Source organism: Bradyrhizobium sp. NDS-1 (assembly GCF_032918005.1).
Lineage (GTDB): Bacteria > Pseudomonadota > Alphaproteobacteria > Rhizobiales > Xanthobacteraceae > Bradyrhizobium > Bradyrhizobium tunisiense.
The window spans coordinates 5,340,756-5,367,185 of sequence record NZ_CP136628.1 but is presented as its reverse complement, the minus strand read 5'-3'; the positions used below and the strand labels follow the sequence as shown (position 1 = coordinate 5,367,185).

Here is a 26,430-nt window from a genome sequence, read left to right as displayed (position 1 = left end):
GTGATCAAATAGCCAGTCGCTTGCTACAAGACCAATTGGCTGCGCCCCTATGGGGCGATGCGTGTCGCGCAACTTAAAAAGTCAACGTCGCTATGGAGGAGCTTGATGGCCAAGGGTTATTGGGTCGCATTTGCGGACGTGTCTGATCCGGAGGGTTACAAAGCCTACATTGCCGAGAACGCATGGGCATTCCGCAAGTACGGCGGCCGCTTTCTCACACGAGGAGGCAAATCGGAAACGCCGGAGGGCCAAACGCGTTCGCGGACAGTCGTGATTGAATTTCCCGATTATGCTGCCGCAGTCGAATGCTACCGCTCGCCGGAGTATGCGAAGGCCATGGCGCTCAGACAGGGCAAATCGCTTATGGATCTGGCTATAGTCGAAGGCTACGACGGTCCGCAGCCTACGGATTGAACGTATTGATATCTGCTGTTGGGCCCTTTGCGGACATTCGCTGATACACTGTCGACATCCGCTTTGGTCCTGATGCAGGCTTCCCCCGAAGCTGAAAGCAGCCGCGGGAAAGGACATTGAACGTTTGGAACCCTCGTGCGTTAATCGGCGGATGACCGCTGGATGCACCATCCGGCATGACGATGCGGCCGCGGAGTTCGGTTCTTGCTCAAGCTTTACAGGTGGCCGTCCGACGACTGGCGGAGCATCGGCGCGGAAATCCCCTCAGAGATCATCTGGGCCGATCTGCTGAATGCGACCGACGAGGAGAAGCGATTCGTCGAGCGGTTGCTCAGGATACGTATCCCATCCGAGGAATCGCTCAGCGAGATCGAGGCGTCGAGCCGTCTGATTTCTGACCAGGGCACCCTGTATCTCAGCTCTCCGGCGGTGCGGCTCGACGAGGAGAACGAGGCCGAGATCACGCCGGTGGGCTTCGTCATCGGCCCTCGCGTGCTGGTCACGGTGCGTTTTGCCGAGCTGCCGATCTTCGATGACATCGGTAAACGCATCGGCTCGGACGACAGCCTGGAGAACGGCATGTGCGTGTTCACCAGCCTGCTCGAAGCCATGATCGACCGCGGCGCCGATGTTCTGGAGCATCTCGGCGGCAAGGTCGACAAGCTGTCGCGGGGAGTTTTCAGGGGCGGGCTCGTACGCAGCCAGCGGCCGGTGCGCTCCAGCCGCAGGATGCGCGAGGCGCTGGAGAACATCGGCGAGCTTGCCGATCGGCTCGCGAAGGCGCGCGACGTTCTGCTCGGGGTCGGGCGCGTCGCCTCATTCGCCGGCGATGTCGGCAGTGAATGGATCACGGCCGCGTCGAAGAAGCGGCTCGAGGCCGTGTCGAAGGACGTCGCTTCGCTCGGCGACTACGAGACGCGACTGTCCGACAAGATCCAGCTTCTGCTCGACGCCGTGCTCGGCTTCATCAACATCCAGCAGAACGAGCTGTTCAAGATACTGACGATCGTCTCGGTCGTTGGTGTACCGCCAACGATCCTGGTTGGCATCTGGGGCATGAATTTCAAGCACATGCCCGAGCTGGACTGGACGTTCGGTTATCCGCTGGCCTGGCTTGCCGTCATTGCCAGCGGGCTGCTGCCGCTGGTCTGGTTCAAGCGGCGCGGCTGGTTCGATTGAGGCGGCGCACCGTTCGGAAACGATGCGCCGCTGCTCGATCATGCTGCCTCGGCCTGGACATTGCCGATCCAGTCGCGGGCCAGCGTGACATCGGCTTGCGACAATTGATGGCCCGCCGGCAGGATCCTGTGGCTCACGCGCGCGCCAGCCTGTGACAGCGTCGCCGCGAGCCGAGCCGAATTGCCGGCCGGCACGATCGGATCGCTTTGCCCGGACAACAGCAGCACGGGCTTGCCCGCAAGATCGGCGGGTGGCGGATCCGATAGCGGCACCATGGCGCGCAGCAGGATCGCGCCGGCAAGCACGTCCGGCTTCAGTAACAACAGCGCGGCCGCGATGTTGGCCCCGTTGGAGAAGCCGACCGCAACCGGTGCGGCGATGCCGTATTGCTCTCGCGCATCCGCGATGAAGTTGCCGAGCTCATGCGCGCGCCGGCGCAAATCCTCTTCGTCGAACACGCCTTCGGCGAGCCGGCGGAAGAAGCGCGGCATGCCGTGCTCGAGCACGCGGCCGCGCGGCGACAGCAGGGCGGAGCCGGGCGAGATCATCTTGCCGAGCCCGAGCAGGTCGGTCTCGTCGCCGCCGGTGCCGTGCAGCAGCAGGAGCGGAGGGGAGCCCGCGCGGGTCGCGGGCTCGAAGCGATGGATGAATGCAGTGTCGGTCATGACGCGGTCTCTTCCAGATTCGGCAGCACGTCCTCGATCTGCTTGCGGTGCTGCTCGAGGAACGCAGGCAGCTTCAGGTCACGTCCCAGCGTCGCGACGGGCTCGTCGACGGCGAAGCCGGGGATGTCGGTCGCGATCTCGAACAGCACGCCGCCGGGCTCGCGGAAGTAGATCGAGCGGAAGTAGTTGCGGTCCCGCTGCTCGGTCGGGTGCAGGCCGTGATTGCTCACGAGCTTTTGCGCCATCCGCCCTTGCTCGGCATCGTCAGCCGCGCGAAAGGCGATGTGATGCACCGAGCCGCCGCCCTGATGGCCGCGCAGAAAGCCCTTGGCCTCGTAGATATCGACGACGCTGCCCTCGACGTCGCCAGGCGCCTTGAAGCGGATCACCGAGCCTTCGCGGCCGGCTTCCTTGAAGCCGAACACGTCGGTGAGAACGGCGGCCGTCTTTGCCGCGCTGTCGAGCAGCAAGGTCACGCCGTGGAAGCCGCGGATCGCATGCTCGGCCGGCACGTCGCCATTGCTCCAGCCGGGCTCGTTCTCGGCGCCGGGGATGCCCACCAGCGCGAGCGCCATGCCGTCAGGATCGGTGAACGGCAGCACGGATTCGCCGAAGCGCTTCTCGAGCGCCTCGTAAGCAATCCCCTTCTCGGTAAAGCGTTGGGTCCAGTAGCCGAGCGAGCGCTGCGGCACGCGGAAGGCGGTCTGATGGGTTTCGCCGACGCCGCGGCGTCCGGGCGACACGCCGGCCCAGGGAAAGAAGGTCAGGATGGTGCCGGGCCGGCCGGTCTCGTCGCCGTAATAGAAGTGATAGGTGCCGGGATCGTCGAAATTGACCGTCTTCTTGACGAAGCGCAGGCCGAGATCCCTCGTGTAGAAGCCGAAATTGCGGATGGGGTCGCCGGCAATCGCGGTCACATGGTGCAGTCCAGACATTGTCGTCCTCCAAACTTCGGGGAGCCGTCTTGCTCTGGACGGAAATATTGTTCCGCTTTGGTTTGGAGACAATCCATGCAAATATGACGACTATGTCTACGATTTGGAAACAATCGCCGGTGCAGGCCCTTGGATAAGCTCGGCAGCCTCCGGGCTTTCGTGAAAGTGGTGGAAAGCGGCAGCTTTGCCGAAGCCGGCCGGCAGCTGCGGCTGTCGCGCTCGGCGATCAGCAAATACATCGCCGACCTCGAGGAGAGTCTCGGCGTCCAGCTTTTGAACCGGACCACGCGGCATGCGAGCCCGACCGAGAACGGCCAGCGCTATTTCGAACGTGCGCTCGTCATCCTCTCGGAGGTCGAGGCGGCCGACCAGGCGGTGGCGCAGGCCCAGTCGGCGCCGCGCGGGCTGCTTCGCGTCAACGCGCCGATGTCGTTCGGAACGATGCGGCTCGGGCCCGTGCTCGCCGATTTCATGGCGCGCTATGGCGAGCTTCAGCTCCAGATCGTGCTCAGCGACGACCTGCTCGATCCCGTGCAGGACGGCTTTGACGTGACGCTGCGGATCGCGGAGCTCGAGTCCTCGAGCTTGATCGCGCGAAAGATCATGCCGATCGCGCGCATGATCTGCGCTTCGCCGGATTATCTGGCGCGTCACGGCACGCCAAAACATCCGCAGGATCTGCGCGAGCACGCCTCGCTGACTTACGGCTTCCTGCTCACCGGCAACCAATGGAAGCTCACCGGCGCGGACGGCGATCACTGGATCCAGCCCGCCTGGTCGCTCTGCGTCAACAATGCCGAGGTGCTGCGCGACGTCGCGATCAAGGGCAAGGGGCTGGCGCTGCTGCCGGAGTTCATCGCCGCTGACGCTCTAAGGAAGGGCGAGCTGCGGACGGTGCTGGACAATTATTCCGCGCCGCCGCTCGCGCTCTATGCGGTGTATCCGCCGACGCGGCATCTGTCGCTGAAGGTGCGGCTGTTCATCGATTTTCTGGTGGAGAGGTTCGGGCGGGAGGCGGAAGCGGACGTGCGTCGGCTGGCCGGGGCTAGCTGACCGAACGCTGTTCGGCAGGCTGAAGCAGATCGTCCAGCGCTCGCATCGACGCCCGTTGAAGATCGGCGAGTTCACGCGCAGCATTTTGGCGCTCATGCTCCGACATCGCGGTCGCTGCCAGCTTGACATCACGGCAGCGGTCGAACAGGCGGACGAGGCCGAGCGCGCTCGCCGCGCTGCCGAGCTGGTGCGCGGATCGGGCGAGCTGCTTGTGATCGCCGCTCGCTGCGGCCTTGCCGATGTCCGCGATCAGTCTGTCGCCGGTCTCCTGAAGCAAAATGTGGAGCTTTGCGATTTGCGCCGCGCCCAGCAGTTCTCTCTGGTCATCGAGGAAGTGCAGGTCGATCAATGCGCCGGCGGCGAGCGGTGGCGCCGTTGGCTTGACTTCCGGATCTTCCTCGATCGCCTCGCGTAGCGCGTTGACCAGGATCGGCTTGCTGACGACCTTGGCGATCCCTGCGCTGGCGAGGCGCTTGCGCGCGCTGGTGGACACGTCGGCGGTCACGGCGATGATGCGCGGCATCTCGGCAAGACCGAGCGCGCCGATCCGCGAGGCCGCCTCCACGCCGTCCATGTCGGGCATGTGCAGATCCATCAGGATGACGTCGAACGCCTGATCGCGGGCGAGCGCGATGGCGGATGCGCCGTTCGTGGTGATCGTAGCTTGGTGGCCGAGCCGTTTCAGGATCGCCTCGCCGACTTCGCAATTGACGGGATCGTCGTCGACCAGGAGCACGCGGAGCTGTCGCGGCGGCGGCGGCAGCTCGCCGTGCGCGATGCCGCTCGCGGCGAGGCCGAGCGGCAATTGAAGCGTGAACGTACTGCCTGCGCCCGGCGTGCTCGCAACCGTCAACTCGCCGCGCATCAGGCGGGCCAGGCGCCGTGCGATCGCAAGACCAAGGCCGGTGCCGCCAAACCGCCGTGCGATGCTGTCGTCGGCCTGCACGAAATCCGCGAAGATCCGCTCGTGCATGTCGGGGGCGATGCCGATGCCGGTGTCGCGAACGGTGATGCGCAGCAGGACATGATCGTCGTGCCGCTCGGCGGCCGCGTTCACGGCGATCCCGCCCGATGGCGTGAACTTGATGGCGTTGCCGATCAGATTGAGCAGGATGCGATTGAGCCTGACGGGATCGCCGTGCACCGATGTATGGACCGACGCATCGCAGGCGAGGTCGAAGGCCAGTCCCTTGCCGAGGGCCTGGGGGCGCATCAGCTCGGCGGCCGCGTCGATGAGCTGGTCGAGGCGGAAATTGCGCGGCTCCAGGGTTTCGGTGCTGGCCTCCAGACGGGCATATTCCAGCACGGCATCGACCAGCGCGATCAGCGTTTCGCCCGACGCCGCGGCGGTCGCGAGGTGGCGCCGCTGCGCTTCGCTCAGGCTGCCGTCATCGAGCAATTGCAGTACACCCATCACGCCGTTCAGCGGCGTGCGCAGCTCGTGGCTGACGACGGCAAGAAAGCGCGATTTGGTCTCATTGGCCGCCACCGCCGCGCTGCGCGCGTTCTCGGCGGCGTCGTGCTCGGCAAGGGCCTGATCGCGCGCCTTCTCGAGCTCGGAGGTCCGCTCGATCACCTTGCGCTCGAGCGTCGCATAGGATTCGCGCAAGTGCGCGGCCATGCGGTTGAACTGGTCGCCGAGCGCTTCCAGCTCGTCGCCGGTCTTGATCGCGAGCCGCAGGCCGAGATCGCCGCTCCCGATCCGCCGCGCGCCCTGCGTCAGGAGCTGGATCGGCCCCGTCATGCGCCGGCTGAGGAAGAGAGACACCAGCACTGCACCGGCCAGCAGGCCGACGAGGAGGAAGGTCGAGCGGCCGATCGATGCGTAGATCGGCGCATAGGCCTCGCTGAGCGGCAGCTCGACGAACACCAGCCAGCCGAGCGAGGGGACCGTCGCATAGGTCGAGAGCACGCGTTGCCCGGTCAGACCCTCCTTGACCAATCCTCCTGAAGGGGGCCCCACGCCATCGAGCGCGGCGCGGACGTCCGCATCGCCGGTGAGATCGCTGCGCTGCAATGCCCGCCACAGATCGGGATGCGCGATCAGGACCCCCATGCGATCGACGACGTAGGCCTTGCCGGTGTTGCCGACCCTGATCCCGGTGACGAGGTCCCATATGAAACGCAAATTGACTTCGGCGACGATCACATTGGGATTGCGGCCGGTACCGCGCGTGGCAAGCGTCATGTACGGCTCGGTGTCGCCGAAGAAGTAGACCGGCCCGTAATAGGCCCGGCTTTCATTGGCGCCGCGAAAGGCGGGCGAGGCGGAGCGGTCGGCTTTGCTGCCGACCCTGTCGGCGACACGGCGGGACACGCGCACCTGCTCGAGCCCCCGCGAGTCCAGCTCGGCGACTTCCGCAATCGCCGGCGAGAGGCGCAGGAGGCGGATCGCGTTCAGACGCTCGTCGTCATTCGTCGACAGCTCCGGCGGCAGGCGCGAGAGCCATCGGATCTGGTTTTCGATCTGCCCGATGAACTGGCCGATCTGAATGGCCGCGGACGCCGCCTGCTCGCGCTGGGTTGCCGCCAGAAGCTGCTTCTGCTCGCGATAGGAGAACCAGACGTCGAAGCCGGTGTTGACGGCAAGCGCGGCAAAGGCGAGGGCGACGATCGAGTAGAGATATTTGCGGAACAGCCGGCCGGGAGGCGTCCGCAAAGGCTCCTGGTCGGCCGTCTCGTTCACTCGCGGATCTCGTCGGCGCGTGCGAGCAGGGTGAATGGCAGGGTCAGTCCCAGCGAGCGGGCGACGGTGCGGTTGATGAGCAGCTCGTATTTCCGCGGCGATTGCACCGGAAGATCACCGGCCTTGGTGCCGCGCAGGATGAGATCGACGTAATCGGCCGAGCGCACCTCCAGCGTCGGCCCGTAGCTCATCAACCCGCCCGCATCCATGAAGTAGTGGAACGGATAGATCGTGGGCACGCGAAATTTGTCGGCTGCCGCGACGACCGCCTTGCGGTTGACCACGAGGAAGCTGTCGACCAATGCGACCATCGCTGCCTTGGACGGTTCGGAGAAGCGCCTGACCACCTCGTCGATGTCCGCCGGCGCGTTTACGGGGGCGGGGATCGCGGATACGCCGCATGCTGCGGCCTCCTGCTCGATCGAGTCGAGAAAGAAACGTCCGCCGCGCGGCGTCGTCGCGGGGTTGAACAGGATGCCGACACGCGCGACGTCAGGCACGGCCTCGCGGATCAGCTGAAGCCATTTGCCGCCCATCTCGGCGGTGCTGTTGGTGAAGCCGGTGACGTTGCCGCCGGGATGGGCGAGGCTTGCGACGAAGCCGTTGCCGACGGGATCGTTGGCTGTGGCGAAAACGATCGGGATGGTCTTGGTGGCGGCCAGGACGGCCGCGGTTTCGATCGTCGAACCCGTCAGGATCACGTCCGGCTTCAGATCGAGCAACTCCTGAATCGCCGCCTTGAGCCTGTCCGGCGCGCCGAAGGTCGAACGGAGCTCGAGGCGGAAGTTGACGCCTTCGACCCAGCCGCGCTGCCTCAAGCCGATGACGAGACCGCCAAGGCGGGAGGTCGGGGTGTCGGTCATGCTGCGTCTGGTCAGCTCATCATCGAACGGCAATGCGGTCAGCGAGGCGACGATGCGCATGCGATCCGGCGTTGCGCCGAGCGCGGTCCATCCCGCAGCGGCTGCTCCGGCAAGACGAATGAAGCCGCGGCGATCGACCGCGAATGCGGAACGCCGTTCGATCATGGAATTCTTTGCATGATGGCTTGCCCCGGTTCGGATGCTTACCGCGAACGGGCCGCATCCACAATTGATGAAAAAATGCGCTTATGAACGCTCATTCGCAGCGTTTGGCAGCCCGATACCGTATTCCTACGCTGTCAGAGAGTCGCTGTTTCGAGCCTTGTCTCCTCCGTGGCGCTTTGTAACGCCTTGTGGTGTTGCAGCATTTTCCGTCTCGGTTGGCGATGACGGTTCGGGAAGACGACGTCGTAGCTGCCGATTTTGAAGCGTTGTTTCAAGTTGTTTCGAAGGTTTTAGATGCGCAAAATCCATCTCATTCCGGCCGTCGTCGGCCTGTTCACTTCCGTTGCAGCCGGGCCGCTCGCGGCCCAAGGGACCGTGCAGGGCGCCGTGCCGAAGCAGAAGGCTGCACCGGCACCCAGAGCGGCGGCCGCCGGCGCTCCCGCTGCAGCCGGCACGCCCGTCGCCGCCGGGGCCCCGTCGGCCGAGGCACCAGGAGCGGAGGACAAGTCCAAGGCGATCGACGGCTTCCGCTCCGCCAAGTTCGGCATGAACGAGGCCGATGTGCGCGCGGCGATGGCGAAGGATTTCAATGTCAGGCCCGACGCCATCAAGTCGCAGGACAACGCCGCCGAGCTGACGCACAGCCTGCTGTATTCGGCCCCCGATCTGCTGCCAAACGGCGGGACCGCGGAGCTCTCCTACGTGTTCGGCTACAAGTCGAAGTCGTTGATTCAGGTCGGCGCGGTCTGGTCGAAGGGAACCGATACGGCGATGACGCCGGAGAAGCTGTTCTCCAACGCCAACATCCTGCGCGCCCATTTCATGGGCGAAGGCTTCAAGCCCGACTCCATCGCGATCAACATGCCCGTCGCCGGCGGCATCGTCATGTTCCGTGGCAGCGACGCCAAGGATCGTTCGGTGATCCTGCTGCTCCAGGGCACGTTCGAAAACAAGGAGAACAGCCAGCGGGTGCTGACGCCGACCAGCCTGCTGCTGTTCTACGTGGCCGACGCCAAGAGTCCCGACATCTTCAAGCTGCCGCCCGGCCAGTTCTGAGCAGGGATTCGACATGCGCGGGCCATCTGCGAGGCGAGACGAGGACGAACCGGGCTTGCGCGGACTTGCGCGCTTCCGTTCGATGTCGCTGCTCTGTGCGATGCAGATGGTCTTCCTGCCGGTGTACAGCGTCCGCGTTCAGGCGCAGACGCCGAACGTCATCATTCCCGACGGCCGCACCGGGACGTCCTTGCAGACCTCCGGCAGCGTGACCAACGTCACGACGTCGACGGTCTCGGGCAACAACGCCTTCAACTCGTTCTCGCAGTTCAGCGTCGGGCAGGGCAACACCGTCAACCTGCAACTGCCGACCGGGACGCAAAATCTCGTCAACATCGTGCGCGACGCGCCGGTCTACGTCAACGGCACCTTGAACTCCTACATGAACGGCGCGATCGGCGGTAACGTCTATTTCGCCGATCCCAAGGGTTTCGTGGTCGGCCGCAGCGGCGTGGTCAATGTCGGCAGCCTCAACGTCTCGACGCCGACGCGCGAATTCACCGACAGCCTGATCGGCGCGGGCGGGCAGATCAACCAGTCGGCGGTCGGCAATCTGATGGCGGGCTCGTTCCCGGTCTCGCCGGACGGCAACATCCGCATCTATGGCCGCGTCAACGCCCAGGACGGGGTGCGGCTGACCGGGCAGAACGTCTACGTCGGCGGTGCCAGCCAGCGCGACATCGCCAATCTCGACCATGCCGCCAAGTTCGCAGCCTCGGTCAATTCGAAGGGCCTGCGCAGCGCCAGCGCGATCACCGTGAGCAACGGCTCGATCCATATCGGCGCCGTCAACAACGCCAGGGTCAACGGACGGCTGACGGCGCGCAGCAAGACCACGGCGCCGAGCAGCATCACCGTTCAGGCCGGCAACAATATCGAGATCGGCCAGAATGCCGGGCTGAATATCGCGAGCACGACCGGCAATAGCGGCGAGATCCGCCTGAAGGCGACGCAGAACCTCACCGTGGCGGGCGGAGCCAAGTTCAACGCCAGCTCGAAGGCCGGCAATGCCGGCCTGGTCGATTTCAGCGCGAACGGGGTCATCGACGTCGGCCGCGGCGTCTCTGTCAATGTTGCCGCGCCCAACGGCAAGGCGGGCACGTTGCTGTTCGATCCGATCGATCTGGTGATCGGCGACGCCACCCAGGGCGACACCGGCGTGACCTTGTCGAACAGCTCGATCGCGAATGCGCTCGCGGGGCTCAGCGCCGGTGCCGATTACCTCGTTCAGGCGGACAACTCCATCACGCTCGCCGCGCATGCGATGATCGATGCCCGCCGTCTCGATGGCGCCGGCCATTCGACCGGCAACGCCAACAACGTCATCATCGACGCGCCGAACATCGATATCAAGAATGGCGCGCAGATCCTGGCGCAGACGGTCAATTTCGGCGGAACCAACTACGCCGACGGCAACGTCACGCTGAGAGCTACGGCAAGCGACATCAAGCTGTCCGGCCAGGCCACCGCAGCGACGGCGATCACCGTTGACGGCAGGATCGCGGGCGGCACCGTATCGATCACCGCGACCTCGACGGCTGTATCCAGTTTCCTCGACGGTTCGCCGGTCGGGGCGTTGGCGCTCGTCGGCTCGACGCTCGCCGGCTCGCTGCTGGGCCTCAATGGCGGCTATGTTGCGGCCAGCGCCACGGCGACCATCAACATCAACAGCCATGCCGACATCAACGGCCGCGGCGATGTCACCATTTCCGCCCATGCATCGGAAACCGCCTCGGATCCGGCCATCGCGTCCACCTTGCTCGGCAGCCTCACGCCGGTCGCCGCCGGCGTCGTTGTCGGCAAGATCGACGGCATCGCCACGACCAACGTGGCCTCGGGGGCGACGATCAATGCCGGGGGCAACCTCGAGATCAAGGCGCTCAACGATGCGACCATTGCCGTCTCCGCCCTCGCGGCATCGACGAGCGCGCAGATCGTCCCGACGGTGGCCTATTCCAAGGGGTCGGTGACCACGATCGCCAACGTCGAGAGCGGCGCGCATATTGCGGCGGGGACCGTGAACACGAGTGGGAGCACGCTGAAGGTACGCGCGATCAATAACAATTCGTTCTCGACCAGCGCGACGTCGGTTGCGGCACCCGGACTAGGGGCGAGCGGCGCCGTCGGAGGTGCGCTCGCCATCAGCGACATCACGACGTCCGTGACCGCAACGCTCGGCGCATCGCTCGGAACCGATGCCGCCAACCGGATGAACGGCTCCGTTCTGGTCGAGGCCACCTCCGACACCACGAGCAATTCCACGATGGCCTCGTCCATCGCCGGCTTGCCGGCGCTGATTGCGGCGATCGAGAGAGGACTGCGCGCCGTCACCGCGCCGACGTCGATCATCCAGGACCACATGTCCTCGCTGGTGCCGCTGAACTTCAATTTCAAGGCCGCGGGCGCGCTTGCCCTGGCCAGCAGCACTCAGAGTGCGACCGCCGCGATCGCCCAGAATCCGAGCGGCGGCGCGCCGAGCATCTATGCCAGCGGCAACGTCGCCGTCGCCAGCAACGTCATCGATCGCGGCGTTCGCAGCAATGCGACGGCCAGTGCGATTACCAAGGACGTGGTATCCGGCGAGAGCACGGCGATCAGCGCGGCCGTCGCCTGGGGCAATTTCACCCACAATTCGAACGCCTATGTCGGCAGCGGCACGCTGATCAACGCGGCAAACATCGCCGTCGATGCCACCACGGAATTGCCGATCACCAACACCTGGCTGAAATGGGACGGGTTGGGTGCGACGCTGAGCCATCTCAACGGCAGTTTCGGCGTCGGCGGCAACATCCTGACCAGCTATGCCAATGCCACGGCCGACGCCGGCGACACGATCGGCATCTCCGGTTCGCTCAACCATTTCGTCGTGAACAACAACACGACGGCGTGGGTCGCGGGTAGCGCGAGCCTGACGGCGACATGCACGACCGCGGCTTGCGGCAGCAGCTGGGCGGCCGGAATGGACAATGGCGACGTCCACACCTACGACGCCACCATTCTGATCGCGGCGACCACGACCACCGCGTCGATCGACGCCGCCGGCAATGTCGGCACGCTCGGTTTCCTGACCGGCAATACGTCGGGCGGCTCTTCGGTCGGCGGCGCGCTCAATCTCGTCCAGTTCAACACCAACACCATTGCCGGCGTTTCGGACCGCGCGACGCTCCGGGCGGCGGACGACATCGCCGTCAACGCGATCACGTCGGACCAGTTCGTCGCCGTCGCGCCGTCGTCCGGCAAGGCCGCGGGCGCGCTGGCGCTGAACGGCATCACCTCGCTCGGCTTCCTGAACAACACGACGCATGCGTCGATCTCGAGCCAGGCCACCGTCTATGCTCCGACCGTTGGCATCCTGGCGCAGCAGGATCTGTCGGTCGTGACGCTTGCCGGCGCGATGAGCCGCAACACGAGCGGAGGTTCGGCGGTTGGCTTGGCGGTCGCCTATCTCGGTGCAAATGCCGACACCTCCGCCTATATTGGCGACAACCATTCCGACATCCGCCCGAGCCCGTTCAGCGCCAACGATCCGTTTGCTGGCACGAGCGGCGGGAGCGGCGCGGTCAATGTCGACAATCTCACGATCAGCGCGACCACGTCGGGCCGCATCACCGCGGCCGCCGTCGCGGCGTCGATCTCCGAGCCGGCCGCATCGAGCTTCTCCGACAAGGCGGGCGCTGCCGGAGCCGGCGCGACCGGGGGAACCGCGGGCATTACGACGGCCGTGAGCAAGATCGGCTCAAGTTCGGGATCGAGCACCGACGGCTTCAGCATCGATCTGGCCGGAAGCTCCTCAGTGAGCGACGTCTCACTCGGCACCAGCGCCTACATCAGGAATACGACGGTCAACAAGTACACCACGACCGGAACCGTGGTGACGAACACGATCGTCCAGGCGCTCAACGACACCATGCTCAACAATGGTTCCGGTTCTGCGGCGCTCAATCTGGCCGGCGCATCCGCCCAGGGCGCTGCGATCGGCGGCGCCATCGCGGCGGCGATGTCCAATAACGTGACGCTCGCCTATGTCTACGGCACCACAGTGAACAACCAGAGTTCGCTGACAGTGCAGGCGCTCAACGGCGGCTCGGAAACCGTCGTCGCCATCGGCGTGGCGGGATCGAAATCCAACGCGGCGGCGCTGTCGGCTTCCGTCGGCATCATCACGGACAGTGCCAACGCCTATATCGAGAGCTCGACGATCACGGGTCAGTCCTCAGGCGTCAATCGCGCGCTGGAGGTCGATGCCTACCAGACCACGAACGTCGCGATCGGCGGCGGCTCGCTCTACATCTCGGGCGGGCAGGCCGGCGTCGGCATCGGGCTGACCTATGCCTCGATCGCCGATCCCACCGGCGGCAACGCTACCGATGCGCATATCCGCGGCACGTCGATCTCCAACTACGACACCCTGCTGGTGATGGCCGACAGCGCCAGCGTGATCGCGGCCGGTGCGGCCTCGGGCGGCGCCGGATCCAACGGACTTGCCGGCGCGATCGTCGTCAGCGAGATCACGCCCACCACGACCGCCTACATCAACAGCGGCGCGACGGTGAACATCAATGTCGGCCGCGTGACCGTGCTGGCGGACAGCGGCGCCGTGTCGGCGCTGGATACCGCGCTGGAAAACCTCGTCAAGAAGTCGAACAACAATCTTCTCGCCTCGGATACCTGCACCGTCGCCGGCGGCACGGGCGGGCAGAACTGCATCGACTTCAGCGCGGCCGCGCTCAACGACGGGACGGGCAACGGGCCGGGCGCCAGCATCGTCTCCGTTGCGGGCCTGATCCAGGCCGGCAAGAACAATGTCGGCGCCTCGATCGTCTACAACACCGTCGCGACCACGCATTCGGCCTATATCGCCAACGTCCTCATGTCGGCCGGCAGCAGCGGCAATGTCAGCGTGAGCGCGGTCGACTCGGCGAAGATCCAGGCGGTCACGATCGGCTTCGGACTTGCGACCGGACAATTCGCGGGCGTCGGCGGCACCACGATCAGCAGCATCTCCAATACTGTTTCGGCTTCTATCGGCAACAGCCAGTCCAGCACGACGCAATCGTCCGTCACGGGCCGCAACATCTCGGTCACCGCGACCGACAATTCCAGCATCACCGGAACCGCTGCGGTCGCGGGTGCCTCGACGCAGGGCAGCGCCGCGGGCCTGGCCCTGGTCAACAGCAGCATCGCCAACAATGTCAGCGCCGGCGTGACCGGCTCCAAGCTGACCGCCTCGGGCAACGTCGCGGTCGGCGCGAACTCCAACGCCAGTATCTCGACCGTCGCCGTTGGTATCGCGATGTCCTCTCAGGTGGGCCTTGCGGGCTCGGTCGCCACCAATCTGATGGGAACCAACGTCACCGCCAGCATCACCGCCGCCGATACCAACGGCATCAACGGCGCCGACGTCACCGCCACCAACAATGTCGGCGTGATCGCGGGCAACAACGACAAGGCGGGCGTATTCGCCGGCGCCGTGGCGATCAGCAAGGGCGCGGCCGGCGGCGCGGGTTCGCTGGTGACCAATCAGATCACCGGAACTACGGCGGCCTATATCAGCGGGGCGAACACCAAGGTCGATGCGCTCGGCACCAGCTCGACCGATACGCTGTCGGTCAACAACGGCACGCTCGTCCATGCCTTCGATCTCGGCACGGCCCATGCACCGACCGACACGACACCCGATCTCACCGAGAACCAGGACACCGTGCGCGGCCTTGCGGTCGTCGCAAGCTCGCACCAGGCGGTCGTGACCAACGTTGCCTCGCTCGCGGCGAGCAGCGGGATCGCCATCATGATCAACCCGATCACCAATGTGATGAGCGGGGCGACGAGAGCGTATATCGACGGCGCCGCCGTCGCCACGCGCCTGACCTCGTCCACGCTGGCGCCGCAGATCGTGGTCGCCGCGTCGAGCTTCTCCTATTCCGGCGCGTTCGGCGCCGGCATCGTTCCGCCCACCGGCACAGGTGGCGGCGGCGCCACCGTCATCAGCACGACGATGTCGCGCAGCACTTTCGCCACCATTACCAACGCCACGGTCGGCGGGGTGCAGTCGTCGAGCCCGACGGTCGGTGCCGTCACCGTCAAGGCCAATGCCGAGCAGGATGCGTCCTCGATCGCCGTCGGGTTCAACACCGGCTCGGTCGGGTTGAACGTGTTCCAGGCAACCACGGAGGCCTATGTCGACGGCGGCGCGCTGACGGCGACGTCGCTGACGGTCAACGCCAACAACAACACTGGCATCTTCTCCGCGAACGGCTCGGGGGCCTATGGCAGCCAGGCCGCGATCGGCGCGGCCTTCCTGGTCCAGGTCTCCTCGAACCGAACCGAGGCCTATGTCGGCGACGAATTCGCCTATCATGGCGGCACGACGCCACACACGACCGCGCTCAATCTGAGCGGCGCGCTCGACGTCCAGGCCAAGACCAAGAACCGCTTCGAAGCCTATGCGATCGGCGGCGCGCTCTCGACCGGGACAGCGGCGATCGCGGGCATGGCGAACATTGAGATCGCCAACAACACCACCATCGCAGGCGTCTACGACACCACGCTGCAAGGGGTGACGGGCGGTGCGGCCGGCGCGGTCACCATCAACGCCAACGAGGACGTGGCGATCAAGGAGATCGCCGGTGCGCTCGCGGTCGGCGCCAGCGGGGCCGGTGTCGGCGTCGGAGCTGCGGCCAACGTCATTGTCTTCAAGAGCCAGACCATCGCGGAAAGCCGCAACAGCAACCTGAATTCGTCCGGCGCGATCAACGTGGGCGCGCTCAGCACCAAGGAGGTGCTGTCCTATGCGGTAACGGCGGGCATCGGCGGCAGCGTCGGCATCGGTGCGACGGTCGGCGTCATCATCATCGGCACCAACACCGCCGATCCGGATACGCAGGGGCAGCAGACCGGTCAGCTCAACCAGAATGGCAACGGAACGATCGCGGCGGTGAACGCGAGGACCAGCACCGCGCAGGGCGGCAATGCGGTCGCGAGCGGGACGGCCGGCAATCCCAACAATGCCAACGTGACCTCGACCTACAACGTCAGCAGCGTGCTCACGGGCGGCGATGACGGCGTGACCGCGCAGATCGCGGGCGGCAACGTCACGGGTACGCAGGTCAATGTCGGTGCCACCAGCGCCAATGCGGCCAAGATGTACCTGCTCGGTGCCGGCTTTGCGAAGAACGTCGGCATCGGCGCCGGCATCGGTTACACCAGCGTCAACAGCAGCGTGCTGGCCAATCTGAGCGCGATCGTGTCCGCGCCGTCCGTGACGGTTGCAGCGATCGTGAAGGACGCCAGCACCGGGCCTTATGCCGGCAAGACTATCGACACCGAGGCGATCGCGGGCGGGGCGGCGCTTTACTTCGGCGCGCAGGCAGCCGTGGCGTTCGGCAATGTCACCAACACCGTGACGGCCCAGCTCGGCGGCCAGGTCACCGGCACGGGCGGCACGGGTGTCGCCGTCATGGCGCAGGACACCTCGACCCAAGTCGTCTTCACGGGCGGCGTCACCGCCGGTGCCGCGGCGGTCGGCGCGTCGGTCGCGACAGCCGGACGGTCGAGCTCGGCCGCGGCGAAGGTCCTGGACGACGCCACCGTCAATACCTCGACGCTGGCGGTGGGCGCGGCTGGAGCCGGCAAGCTGTCGACGACCGCAACGGCGCTGGGCGGCGGCATCCTCGCCGGCGTCGGCGCGGATGCGGAGGCGCACGAAAATTCGAGCGTGGTCGCCGAGATCGGCGCCGGTTCCTCGATCACCACGTCCGCGACCGGTGTCGGCACGCTGGTGACGGCATCGATCACGCCCAATCTGTCGAGCGAGGCGATCGGCGTCTCGGTGGGTGGTGGTGCGGTCGGTGTCGCCATTGCCCAATCGACGGTCGGAGCCACTGTTACGGCCGATGTCGGCGACGACGCCATCTTCTCGGGCGGCGCGCTCGCCGTGACCGCGATGGCGCTCGTCCCGATCATCGGGATGCAGACCAATACTGACGGAAGCACGACGACCATCTACGGCACGACGACCTACGCCAAATCGCTTGCGGGCGGCGGCGGTTCGCTGATCGGCGCGCAGGGCAGCTACGCCAAAGCTTCCCAGAACGCGACCGTCAGCGCGTATGGCGGAACGGGGATCGAGCTTCCGAACGCCGATGTGCTCATCGCGGCTCAGAACGACAGCGCTCAATATGCCGAGGCGACCGGCCTCTCGACCGGTTTTCTGGCCTTGGGCGCGACCGTCGCCCAGACTTCGTCGAGCGCGCACACCTACGCCTATCTGGGTGCGCCCGCGGACATGGATACCCTCAATCGTGCCAACTACACGGGCATCCTCGAGATCACGGCGACGGGCACGGATGCCAATGTCTCCAATGCGACGGTCGGCGCGGGCGGCACCTATGCCGGCGCAGCGGCGGTCGCCACGACCAGCTCCACCGCCGTGACCAACGCGCGGTTCGACGGCGGCACGACGGATGACACGCTCTATTTCGGCGGCATCAAAGTAGCGGCAGAGCACACCACCAACTATGCCGCGAGCGGCGACGCCTACCAGGCGTCCACGGCCGGCGTCTCTGCCGGCAAGGCGCAGAACGACGTCACCTCGACCACCACGGCCGAGATCGGAACCCATCTGATCATCAACTCCGATGGCGGCGACATGATCGTCACCTCCAAAGATAACGTGAACCAGGCCGGTGGCGGGGCGCGTTCGGGCTCCGGCGGCTCGTTCTCGGGTGCCGCTGCGCTGAGCGACTCCACGGTCACCCAGATCGTCACCACCAATATCGGCGCCGGGACGATCCTGAGTCTCAACGGTGATCCGCGAACCTCGGCAGGCGTGATCGATATCGAGGCCTACAACACGCTGAACACCAGGGACACGGCGAGCCTCGCTACGGCCAGCTTCTTCGCCGGCGGCGGCGCCGAATCCAACATGACGGCGAACGCCACGCTCGCGGTCAACATCAATGCCCGTGAGCTGTTCAGCGTCGGCAAGATCTTCATCGGCACGGCTGCGAAGATGGCAGCATCCAACAACGCCAATGCCAGTCTCTACGGCGCGATCGCCGGCGTCGGTGCCAGCACAAACACCTGGGTCCACGCCAACCAGGACGTCACCGTCGACAGCGGCACGACCATCCAGGCCTGGCGCGACATCAACATCTTTGCCGGCATGTCTGGCGACACCATCACCTTCAGCAGCATCCAGGCGACGGCGACGACGGTCGTTTACAACAATACCGCGATTCCGATCTCCACCCTGTACCGCGGCACGGCCAATGCGGGTGGCGACAGCAGCTTGACGCTGGTCGACGGCTCCCGCGTGCTCGGCGTCCGCGACATCTATCTGGGCGCGACGCAGGGGCAGGTGACCGCGACCGGCAACGGCAGCAATTACAATCCGTACCTCGACATCTTCAGCGCCAAGAACAGCGACAACCACAGCCACACCAGCGGAACCGGCGATGTCGCGCTCAACGGCCTGGTGGTGGCGGGCATCAACAACGACGTGCTCATCACAATCGATCTCGGTGCAGCCGCGCCCACCCTGAGCACGACGAGCCCGTACTCGTCGCTGTCCTCCACGCTCGAATACGTCGCCGACGTCGACCACTTCAGCCCGGTGAAGAGCTGGAACCACCAGACGGTCCAGTACACGATCGTCGGCGGCTTCAATCCCTACCAGAACATCGTGAACCAGCTCGGCACGCTGACCGGCCTGACCGATGCGCAAATCCGAAGCGCGCTGGCGGCCTCGACGTCCACACATCCCGCCGCGATGACGCCGTCGGGGGCAGATCCGACCGGCGACATCCAGCGCCAGATCAACGCGTTGATCCAGCAGGCGCCTTATACCTCCGATGCCGGCGGCAACGCCTTCGCCTTCGGCGACATGCTGGTGTCCGCAGGCAATGTCTCGATCCTGGCGCAGAGGCTGACCGGAAACAGCCTTGCCGGTCATTCGGCGCCGGCGGTCATCGCGCGCGGCTCGCCCATGATCAAGGTCGAGAACCGCGGCCTCGACTTCATGGATTTCGCGAACCTCACCGTCACCAATGTGACCGGCGGCAACATCACCTACCGCCAGATCGACCATGTCGACCCGGATTCGCATTCCAACGTGACCTTCACCGCCATGCCGAGCGCGACGCCGATCATCGATATCTCGGCGACCTACAACCGCGTCGATCCCAGCACCGGGCTCGGCGTCGACGACAATGGCAACCAGCTGACCCGCAAGCCGGACATCTACTTCGACGGCATCGTCACCAACGAGAACGGTCTGCTCAAGATCACCAGCCAGCTCGGCAGCGTCGTGGCGTCGCAGTCGCTCAATGCCGCGACCATCCAGATGGTGGCGCCCAACGGTTCGTTCATCTTCCTCGGCGGCATCGGCAGCTTCTACAACTCCAACCACGATGTCACCGCGCAATGGGCCGGTGTCCAGTACAAGCCGGCCGACAACGACACGCTGACGGCGGTGATGGCGGCGGCAACCTTCCTCGGCGCCTATGGCGCGTACGAGTACAGTCCGCATATCGGCGCCGGCGGTAATCACCCGTATTTCTATTACTGCTGCGTCGACGGGAATACCGGCGTTCAGCAAACGGCCGCCAACAGCACGGTCTTCACCGCGCGCATGCTGATGACCTATTACGATGGCCTGTCGCTCTATTCGGCGATCTTCCTGCCGATGGGCAACGGCACACCCAACGGGGGCGGCGGCAGCGTGGGTAGCCCCGCGACGCTCGCGGCGATGGAAGGACCGACGGTACAGCCGATCGTCACCGCGCCGTGGGAACGCAACACCTATGCCGGCCAGGGCGTCTTCAGCAACACGACTCGCGATGAGACGATCACAAATCCCGACGGCTCGACCTCGACCCGCACCTACACGTATTACTCGCCGTTCAATTGCTCGGGCTGCGGGGCCTATTTCCAGGTTGTCAATGTCCAGAACGACGTGATCACGCCGAGGACTGCGAACACGAACGCGCAGTCGAACTGGAGTTCGACCACGCCCTCTGGCCACCAGAATCCCGCGAACGCGCCCTTCATCCTCGGCCAGGCGATCATCATTTCGGCGGGCGTCATCAACGTCAACGGCCTGATCCAGAGCGGCACGAGCAGCAATTACTCGGTCGACATCGGCAGCGACGCGTTGTCCGCCATCAACGACCTCAAGAGCAACAGCGCGGCCTTCGCCCAGGCCCAGGCCAACGCGCGGAACGGCAGCTATTACGACATCACGGCCGCTGCCGCGCCGCTGGTCGGCAGCGATATCAAGATCGGAGTGCGGTACAACGCGCTCACCGACCAGATCCTCGTGAACGGCGTGGTGCAGGGCTCCGGCGGCTACGTCTATCTGAACGGCAAGATCATCTCGACGTCCACCGACGGCACCTCACAGGGCACGATCGCGGTCAAGGGTGGTGCGGGCACGATCACGGTCAACAACTCGACCGGGCTCCAGCTCGTCACCAACACCATCAACTCCGGCGTCAGCGCGCCCAGCGTCATCCAGATCGTCGATCAGCTTCAGCAGCAGACGACGTGGTACGTCTACAATCCGTCCGCGTCGGGCGGACAGCAGGTGTCGACGTACAGGACCGCCGGCGTCAATGCGAGCGCGTACACCGGTGCGATGTTGACCGGCATGAGCGGAACGGCGGGCATCCAGTACGCCGTGAAGCCCAACATGTACTACCAGTGGGTCGACACGGCGACGCTCGATCGCCCGGTGACGAGCCCGCAATTCGATTATGGCTGGCATTACACGCCGAATGCGGCGACCGGAGAGAACTGGACCCGCAGCATCAGCCTGGTTGAGAACGTGATGCAGGCCACGGGCGGGGGCGGCAACACCGGCCAATTGCAGACCGCCAACTTCCAGGAAGTGATCACGGCGACCGGCAGCTATCATAACGGTGGCTACAACACGACCGCCGACAAATGTTGCGGTGCGGACGCCCAGTTCAATTGGTACCAGCAGATCTACGATCACCTGACGCTCACGCTGACCAACACGGTCAAGGCGTCGAACCCGATCAACATCCAGTTCAGCGGCGGCGGCGCGAGCACGGTCAATGTCAGTTCGAATTCCGGAATCGTTATCAACGGGCCGATCAACAACCTCTCGGGTGATACGACGGTCATCGCCACCGGCGCCAATTCGGCCATCACGTCCGGTGCGAGCGCCAACAATCCGATGATCTCGGGCAGGAACGTGACCCTGTCGGCCAATGGTGGCATCGGCACACTGGGCACGAACGGTGCTCCGGTCCAGGTGCAGGTCTACGGTGGCAGTCTGACCGCCACCTCGATCGATCGCGACATCGCGATCGCGGCCGTCGGCTCGCTCTCGATCAATCAGGTCGCCGTCAATTCGGGTGTCTCCGGCCGCGCGCCGCAGGGCAGCGTCTTCATCTCGGCGACCGGCGACATCAACTCGGCGGCCCCTTACAACGTCGCCACGCCCGTCGTGATTGGCAAGAATGTCGAGATCAACTCCTCTGCCGGCGCGATCGGCGCGACGAGCGCCGTGGTCAACGGCGCGTCCACGCTCACCAACATCAATCCTCTGGTGATCCAGGCGACGGGCACCACGCAGACCAACGGCACCGTCGACGGCGGCGTTCTCGACAGCGCTTCCGCCAACGGCACCTACATCGTTCAGTCCAAGGGCGATTTGCGTCTCGGCACGATCCAGTCCACCGGCGGCCCGGTCTTCCTGGAAGCCGCCGGATCCGACGGCAACCCGGCCAGCATCCTCAACGGCCGGGCGGCGGTCGGTCTCACGCCAGCGCAGAGCCAGCATCTCCAGGATGTCTGGGCGAGCCTCGACCTGCTGAGCGGCAACGCCGCCACCAACGCCGTCAACAGTTACCAATCCATGGTGACGTCGGCCTATAACGACTACTTCCAGCTCAAGAACATCGCGTTCCCGAACGGCAGCACCTACGCTCCGACATCGGTCGGCCTGACGGTGCTGCGGGCGCAGGTCGCGGCCAAGCTCGGCATCGATCCCGCCAACGTCACCGCGACGCAGATGAAGACCGAAGCCACGACGCGGTTCCTGCGGGATCAGTTCCTGCTCGGCCAGATCACCACCGACCAGCTCAAGACCTCGCTGACGACCTTGCTCGGCAGCGCACCCACCGATCCGCTGGGGACGGTGTTCGGCAGCTCGCTGTCGTCGACCCTGTTCACCAAGCTTTTCGATGGCGTCTCGACGGCCAATCAGCGCCTGCCGAGCAACGCTGCGCTGCAGACCGCGCTCAATGCCTACAATGCGAGTTACAGTTACACGCTCGCGTCGACCGAGCGGGTCTACGGCATCATCACCGCGGGCTCGCAGTGGACGCAGAGCCAGCTCGCCTACACGGTGTCGTCGTCGGCCGTGGGTGCCGCGCCGCCGCCCATCGACGACAACGTCGTGGCCAATGTCAGCGCCAACCAGATCATGCTCTACGCGCCGCGCGGCTCGGTCGGCAATTCGGCCGCGCCCCAGACCTTTACCTTCACCAGCGTCGATTCCTCGTCGCTGACGCCGGAGCAGAGGGGCTTGCTCGCCACGGCCGGTCCCGGCCAGCTCACCGTCGGTGCGGTGACGGATCCGGCCACCCATGTCACGACCTATACGGTCAGCCTGTCGCAGCAGAACCTCGTCGTCGTCGACAACCCGATCGCGATCTCGGCCAAGGCGCTGACCAACATCTATCTCGGCAGCAAGAACAGCCTCGCGCTCGGTGGCGTCACCGCCAATTACGGCCCGATCGCGGCCGCGCAGGCCAACGGCATCCAGGTGACCGGCCGCGGCGACGTCAAGCTCGACGCCGTCACCAGCATCTTCGCCAATGTGGGCGATGCCGTGATCTCGGGCGATATCGCCAACCTGACCCTGATCGCCGAGCGCGGCAATGTCGGGGCTCCCGGTGCGGCCGGAAGCAATCCCGCCAACAATTCGAACGCGCTTCAGATCGCCTTTGCCGACCCGGGCAACGATCAGCTCGACCAGGTCTCGTCGGCGCAGGGCATCTATGTGAAGCAGACCACCGGCGATCTCATCCTCGGCAACATCTCCGCCGGCAACGCGATCCAGCTGGCCGCGGCCGGCAGCATCTACGCCGAGGCCGGCTTCACGGATCGTACGGCGATCCATATTCTCGGCACCGACCTCGATCTGCGCGCCGGCGGCGACATCGGCTTCAACGGCGGGGCCTTCCAGCCGCTGCAGGTGAACATCTCGGGTGCGGTGACCGGCTCGGCGGTCGGCGATCTCAGCCTCCTTGCCGTCACCGGCGATCTCGGGGTCGGCACGAGCGGTTCCTACGGGACGCTGTCGGCCGGCGGCGCGCTGACGCTGAACGTTGCGCGCGGCGCGCTCACCATCAATACCAGCATCAGCAGCGACGGCCTGATGCAGCTGCTTGCCAATCGCGGCATGACCTTCGTGGCCGGCACCAGTGCGGCGCCCGTGGTTGCGACCAGCAGCACGGACGGCGTGACGCTGGTGGCCGCGACGCTGTCGATGGGCGCCCATTCGGCCATCAACGCGGCTGGCTTGATCTCGGTGACGACCACGGGCGATGGGACCATCGGCCAGCTCAATTCGTCGCTGTCCTACGCCGCCGCCTCGAGCACGCCCTCGATCATCGTCACCGCCGGCGGCGTCGCCTCGCTCGGCGCGATCATCGACAATGGCGACGGCCAGACCAAGTTCATCGCGTCCGGCGCAGGCGCCGAAGTGTCGCTCAGCGCATCGAACGGCGTCGGCAACGCGGCGAGCCGGTTCACCACCAACGCCGCGCGGCTGTCGGCCTCCGCGAGCGCCGGCAGCATCTATCTTAAGGCGCTGACCGACACCGAGGTCAGCCTGCTGTCCGCGGTGAACGGCAGCGTGGACATCGTCGGCACAGGTGGGCTGACGCTCGACCAGGTGCTGGCGGGCACGGCGACCGGCGCGAACGGCAGCTTCAGCGCAATCGCGAACAACGGCAGCATCGTCATCGGCACTGCCGACAGCAGCGGCTCGCAGACGGTCCATGCGACTGAGAATGTGACGTTCAAGTCGCTCACGGCCGCGGGACATGCCGGCGACGCCGGCAACATCAACGTCACCGCCGACACCGGCTTCATCCTGGCGCAGACGGTGATGTCGGGCGGCGTCGTCACGCTGGGCTCGGTCTCGGCCCATGGCTCCGCGACGCTGCAGGCCGCCACGACCATCAGCGGCAACACGTTCGCCGCCACGACCGGCTCCGGGCTGCTGACGGCCAACGGCGGTTCGGTCAACTGGAACGCCCTCAACGTCGGCACGACGCTGGGCGCGACCGCGATCCAGGGCAGCATCACCCTCCAGACCGCGCAGAGCGGCGGCACGCAGACCATCCGCGCCCGCGACAACGTCACCTTCAATGCGCTGACGGCGAGCGGCATCACCGGCGACGCCGGCAACATCAACGTCACCGCCGACACCGGCTTTATCCTGGCGCAGACGGTGATGTCGGGCGGCGTCGTCACGCTGGGCTCGGTCTCGGCCCATGGCTCCGCGACGCTGCAGGCCGCCACGACCATCACCGGCAACGCGCTCGCCGCCACGACCGGCTCCGGGCTGCTGACGTCCAACGGCGGTCCGGTCAACTGGAACGCCCTCGACGTCGGCACGACGCTGGGCGTGACCGCGAGCCAGGGCAGCATCACCCTCCAGACCGCGCAGAGCGGTGGCACGCAGACCATCCGCGCCCGCGACAACGTCACCTTCAGCGCGCTGACGGCGAGCGGCATCACCGGCGATGCCGGCAACATCAACGTCACCGCCGACACCGGCTTCATCCTGGCGCAGGCGGTGATGTCGGGCGGCGTCGTCACGCTGGGCTCGGTCTCGGCCCATGGCTCCGCGACGTTGCTGGCCGCCACGACCATCACCGGCAACGCGCTCGCCGCCACGACCGGCTCCGGGCTGCTGACGGCCAACGGCGGTCCGGTCAACTGGAACGCCCTCAACGTGGGCACGACGCTGGGCGTGACCGCGAGCCAGGGCAGCATCACCCTTCAGACCGCGCAGAGCGGCGGCACACAAACCATCCGTGCCCGCGACAACGTCACCTTCAACGCGCTGACGGCGAGCGGCATCAGCGGCGATGCCGGCAGCATCAACGTCAACGCGGACAACGGCTTCATCCTGGCGCAGACGGTGATGTCCGGCGGCGTCCCGACACTCGGCTCGGTCTCCGCCCAAGGCTCGGCGAAGCTGATCGCCGCGGGCACCAACACCGGTCACAACCTCACGGCCGCGACCGGCAACGCAGTCCTCAGCGGCACGGTCGTTCATTGGGATAATCTCAACGTTGGCGGCACGCTCGACGTTACCGCGACGACGGGAGGAATGACCCTCGGAACCGCCGTCAGCGGTGGCACGCAGACCCTGCATGCCGTGAACGACATCGTCTTCAGCCAGCTCACCACGACGGGTATCCCTGGCGATGCCGGCGACCTCGACGTCAAGTCCGACACCGGCTCGCTCCGCGGCGGATCGATCTCCGCGAACGGCGAAACGCATTTCGAGGTGGCCGGCTCGATCTCGCTCGACCGGGTCAGCGGCAACGTCGTCAAGATGACCTCGTCGGGCGACCTGACCATCAACTGGGTCAGCGTCGTGCGAGAGCTCGATCTCGCGGCTGATACGATCGACGTCAAGGGCGAGCAGATTCGCTCGAACCCGGCGGTCCCGCTCGTTCTCAACGTCACCGGCTATAACGGCGGCGTCGCGAAGTCCGCCAACATCTGGATCGACCCCGATCTCATCATCGTCAATCAGTTCAGGGTGGTGGACGCGACCTTCTGGACGGACGCACCGGCCGTCTCGATCCTGAACGGCTATGTCCCGGGCCAGCTGATGCTCACTACGGCCAACGCGCAAGTGCTGCTCAACAACCGCACGCCGGCGCCGTCCAACTGGCCGTCGCTTCAGCTCTACCAGCCGGGCGGCGTATTCACGATGAGCCAGGTCGGTAACGCCAATGTCAGCAACGCCTATGTGGTGTTCTACACCGGCAACGTCTCGGCGACAGTGACCAATTACGGCCCGACCCATACCTGCTGCTACGACTTCACCGGCGCCAGCATGGCGCGCAACATCGCGGTCGACGGCCAGGGTAAAGAGAACATCGAGACCTGGCTCGCGAAGAGGGACGGGGGGACGTTCTACCTGCTCGGTCTCTCCGGCCAGGCGCGGCTCGATGCGTTGCTGACGCCGCGGCCGGTCGAGGCCATCGGCTCCGGTCCCGCCGTCAACACCGAGGGGCTCAGCGACATGCGCAAGCTGCTCCAGAAGGGTCAGCGTGCGGGACGCACGGGCTGGAAGGACGCTGCGATCCAGACGGCGAGGCCGGCGATGGGCCGTCTCGCAGAGGCATGGTAAC

The 26,430-nt window shown here is 65.7% G+C and carries 9 protein-coding genes; 5 read left to right on the top strand and 4 right to left on the bottom strand.

Features of this window, described 5'->3' with window-relative positions; genetic code table 11:
• Window positions 1–105: 105 nt before the first annotated feature.
• On the top strand, window positions 106–414 hold the full coding sequence (locus RX330_RS25100; RefSeq protein WP_317240248.1) for a DUF1330 domain-containing protein: 309 nt from the start codon (window positions 106–108) through the stop codon (window positions 412–414).
• Between the two features lie 204 nt (window positions 415–618).
• Window positions 619–1,593, top strand: coding sequence for a magnesium transporter CorA family protein (locus RX330_RS25095; protein ID WP_317240247.1), 975 nt, complete (start codon window positions 619–621; stop codon window positions 1,591–1,593).
• Window positions 1,594–1,631: 38 nt separating this feature from the next.
• Here the strand turns inward: RX330_RS25095 and RX330_RS25090 are convergent, their stop codons facing one another.
• Together RX330_RS25090 and RX330_RS25085 are read right to left on the bottom strand one after the other, a co-directional pair.
• The gene (locus RX330_RS25090) at window positions 1,632–2,258 is read right to left on the bottom strand and encodes an alpha/beta hydrolase (protein WP_212092432.1); all 627 of its coding nucleotides are present in this window, start codon (window positions 2,256–2,258) and stop codon (window positions 1,632–1,634) included.
• The gene (locus tag RX330_RS25085) at window positions 2,255–3,193 is read right to left on the bottom strand and encodes a ring-cleaving dioxygenase (RefSeq protein ID WP_317240246.1); all 939 of its coding nucleotides are present in this window, start codon (window positions 3,191–3,193) and stop codon (window positions 2,255–2,257) included. Before RX330_RS25085 ends, RX330_RS25090 begins: the two co-directional genes overlap by 4 nt.
• Window positions 3,194–3,322: 129 nt before the next feature.
• Between RX330_RS25085 and RX330_RS25080 the strand changes: the two genes are divergently transcribed.
• Entirely contained in the window at window positions 3,323–4,246 is a 924-nt protein-coding gene (locus tag RX330_RS25080) for a LysR family transcriptional regulator (protein ID WP_317240245.1), read from the top strand.
• Here the strand turns inward: RX330_RS25080 and RX330_RS25075 are convergent.
• On the bottom strand, window positions 4,239–6,932 hold the full coding sequence (locus RX330_RS25075) for a hybrid sensor histidine kinase/response regulator (RefSeq protein WP_317240244.1): 2,694 nt from the start codon (window positions 6,930–6,932) through the stop codon (window positions 4,239–4,241). The two genes, RX330_RS25080 and RX330_RS25075, sit on opposite strands and share 8 nt — an antisense overlap.
• Window positions 6,929–7,960 carry an ABC transporter substrate-binding protein gene (locus RX330_RS25070; protein WP_317240243.1) on the bottom strand — a complete coding sequence of 344 codons (1,032 nt, stop codon included), beginning with the start codon at window positions 7,958–7,960 and terminating at the stop codon, window positions 6,929–6,931. Before RX330_RS25070 ends, RX330_RS25075 begins: the two co-directional genes overlap by 4 nt.
• A gap of 294 nt (window positions 7,961–8,254) precedes the next feature.
• On the opposite strand from RX330_RS25070, the gene RX330_RS25065 reads away from it, so the two are divergent.
• Together RX330_RS25065 and RX330_RS25060 are read left to right on the top strand one after the other, a co-directional pair.
• A complete protein-coding gene (locus RX330_RS25065) occupies window positions 8,255–9,016 on the top strand; it encodes a hypothetical protein (protein WP_317240242.1) in 762 nt (253 codons plus the stop codon).
• Window positions 9,017–9,029: 13 nt separating this feature from the next.
• Window positions 9,030–26,429 carry a leukotoxin LktA family filamentous adhesin gene (locus RX330_RS25060; protein ID WP_317240241.1) on the top strand — a complete coding sequence of 5,800 codons (17,400 nt, stop codon included), beginning with the start codon at window positions 9,030–9,032 and terminating at the stop codon, window positions 26,427–26,429.
• Window position 26,430: the final 1 nt, after the last annotated feature.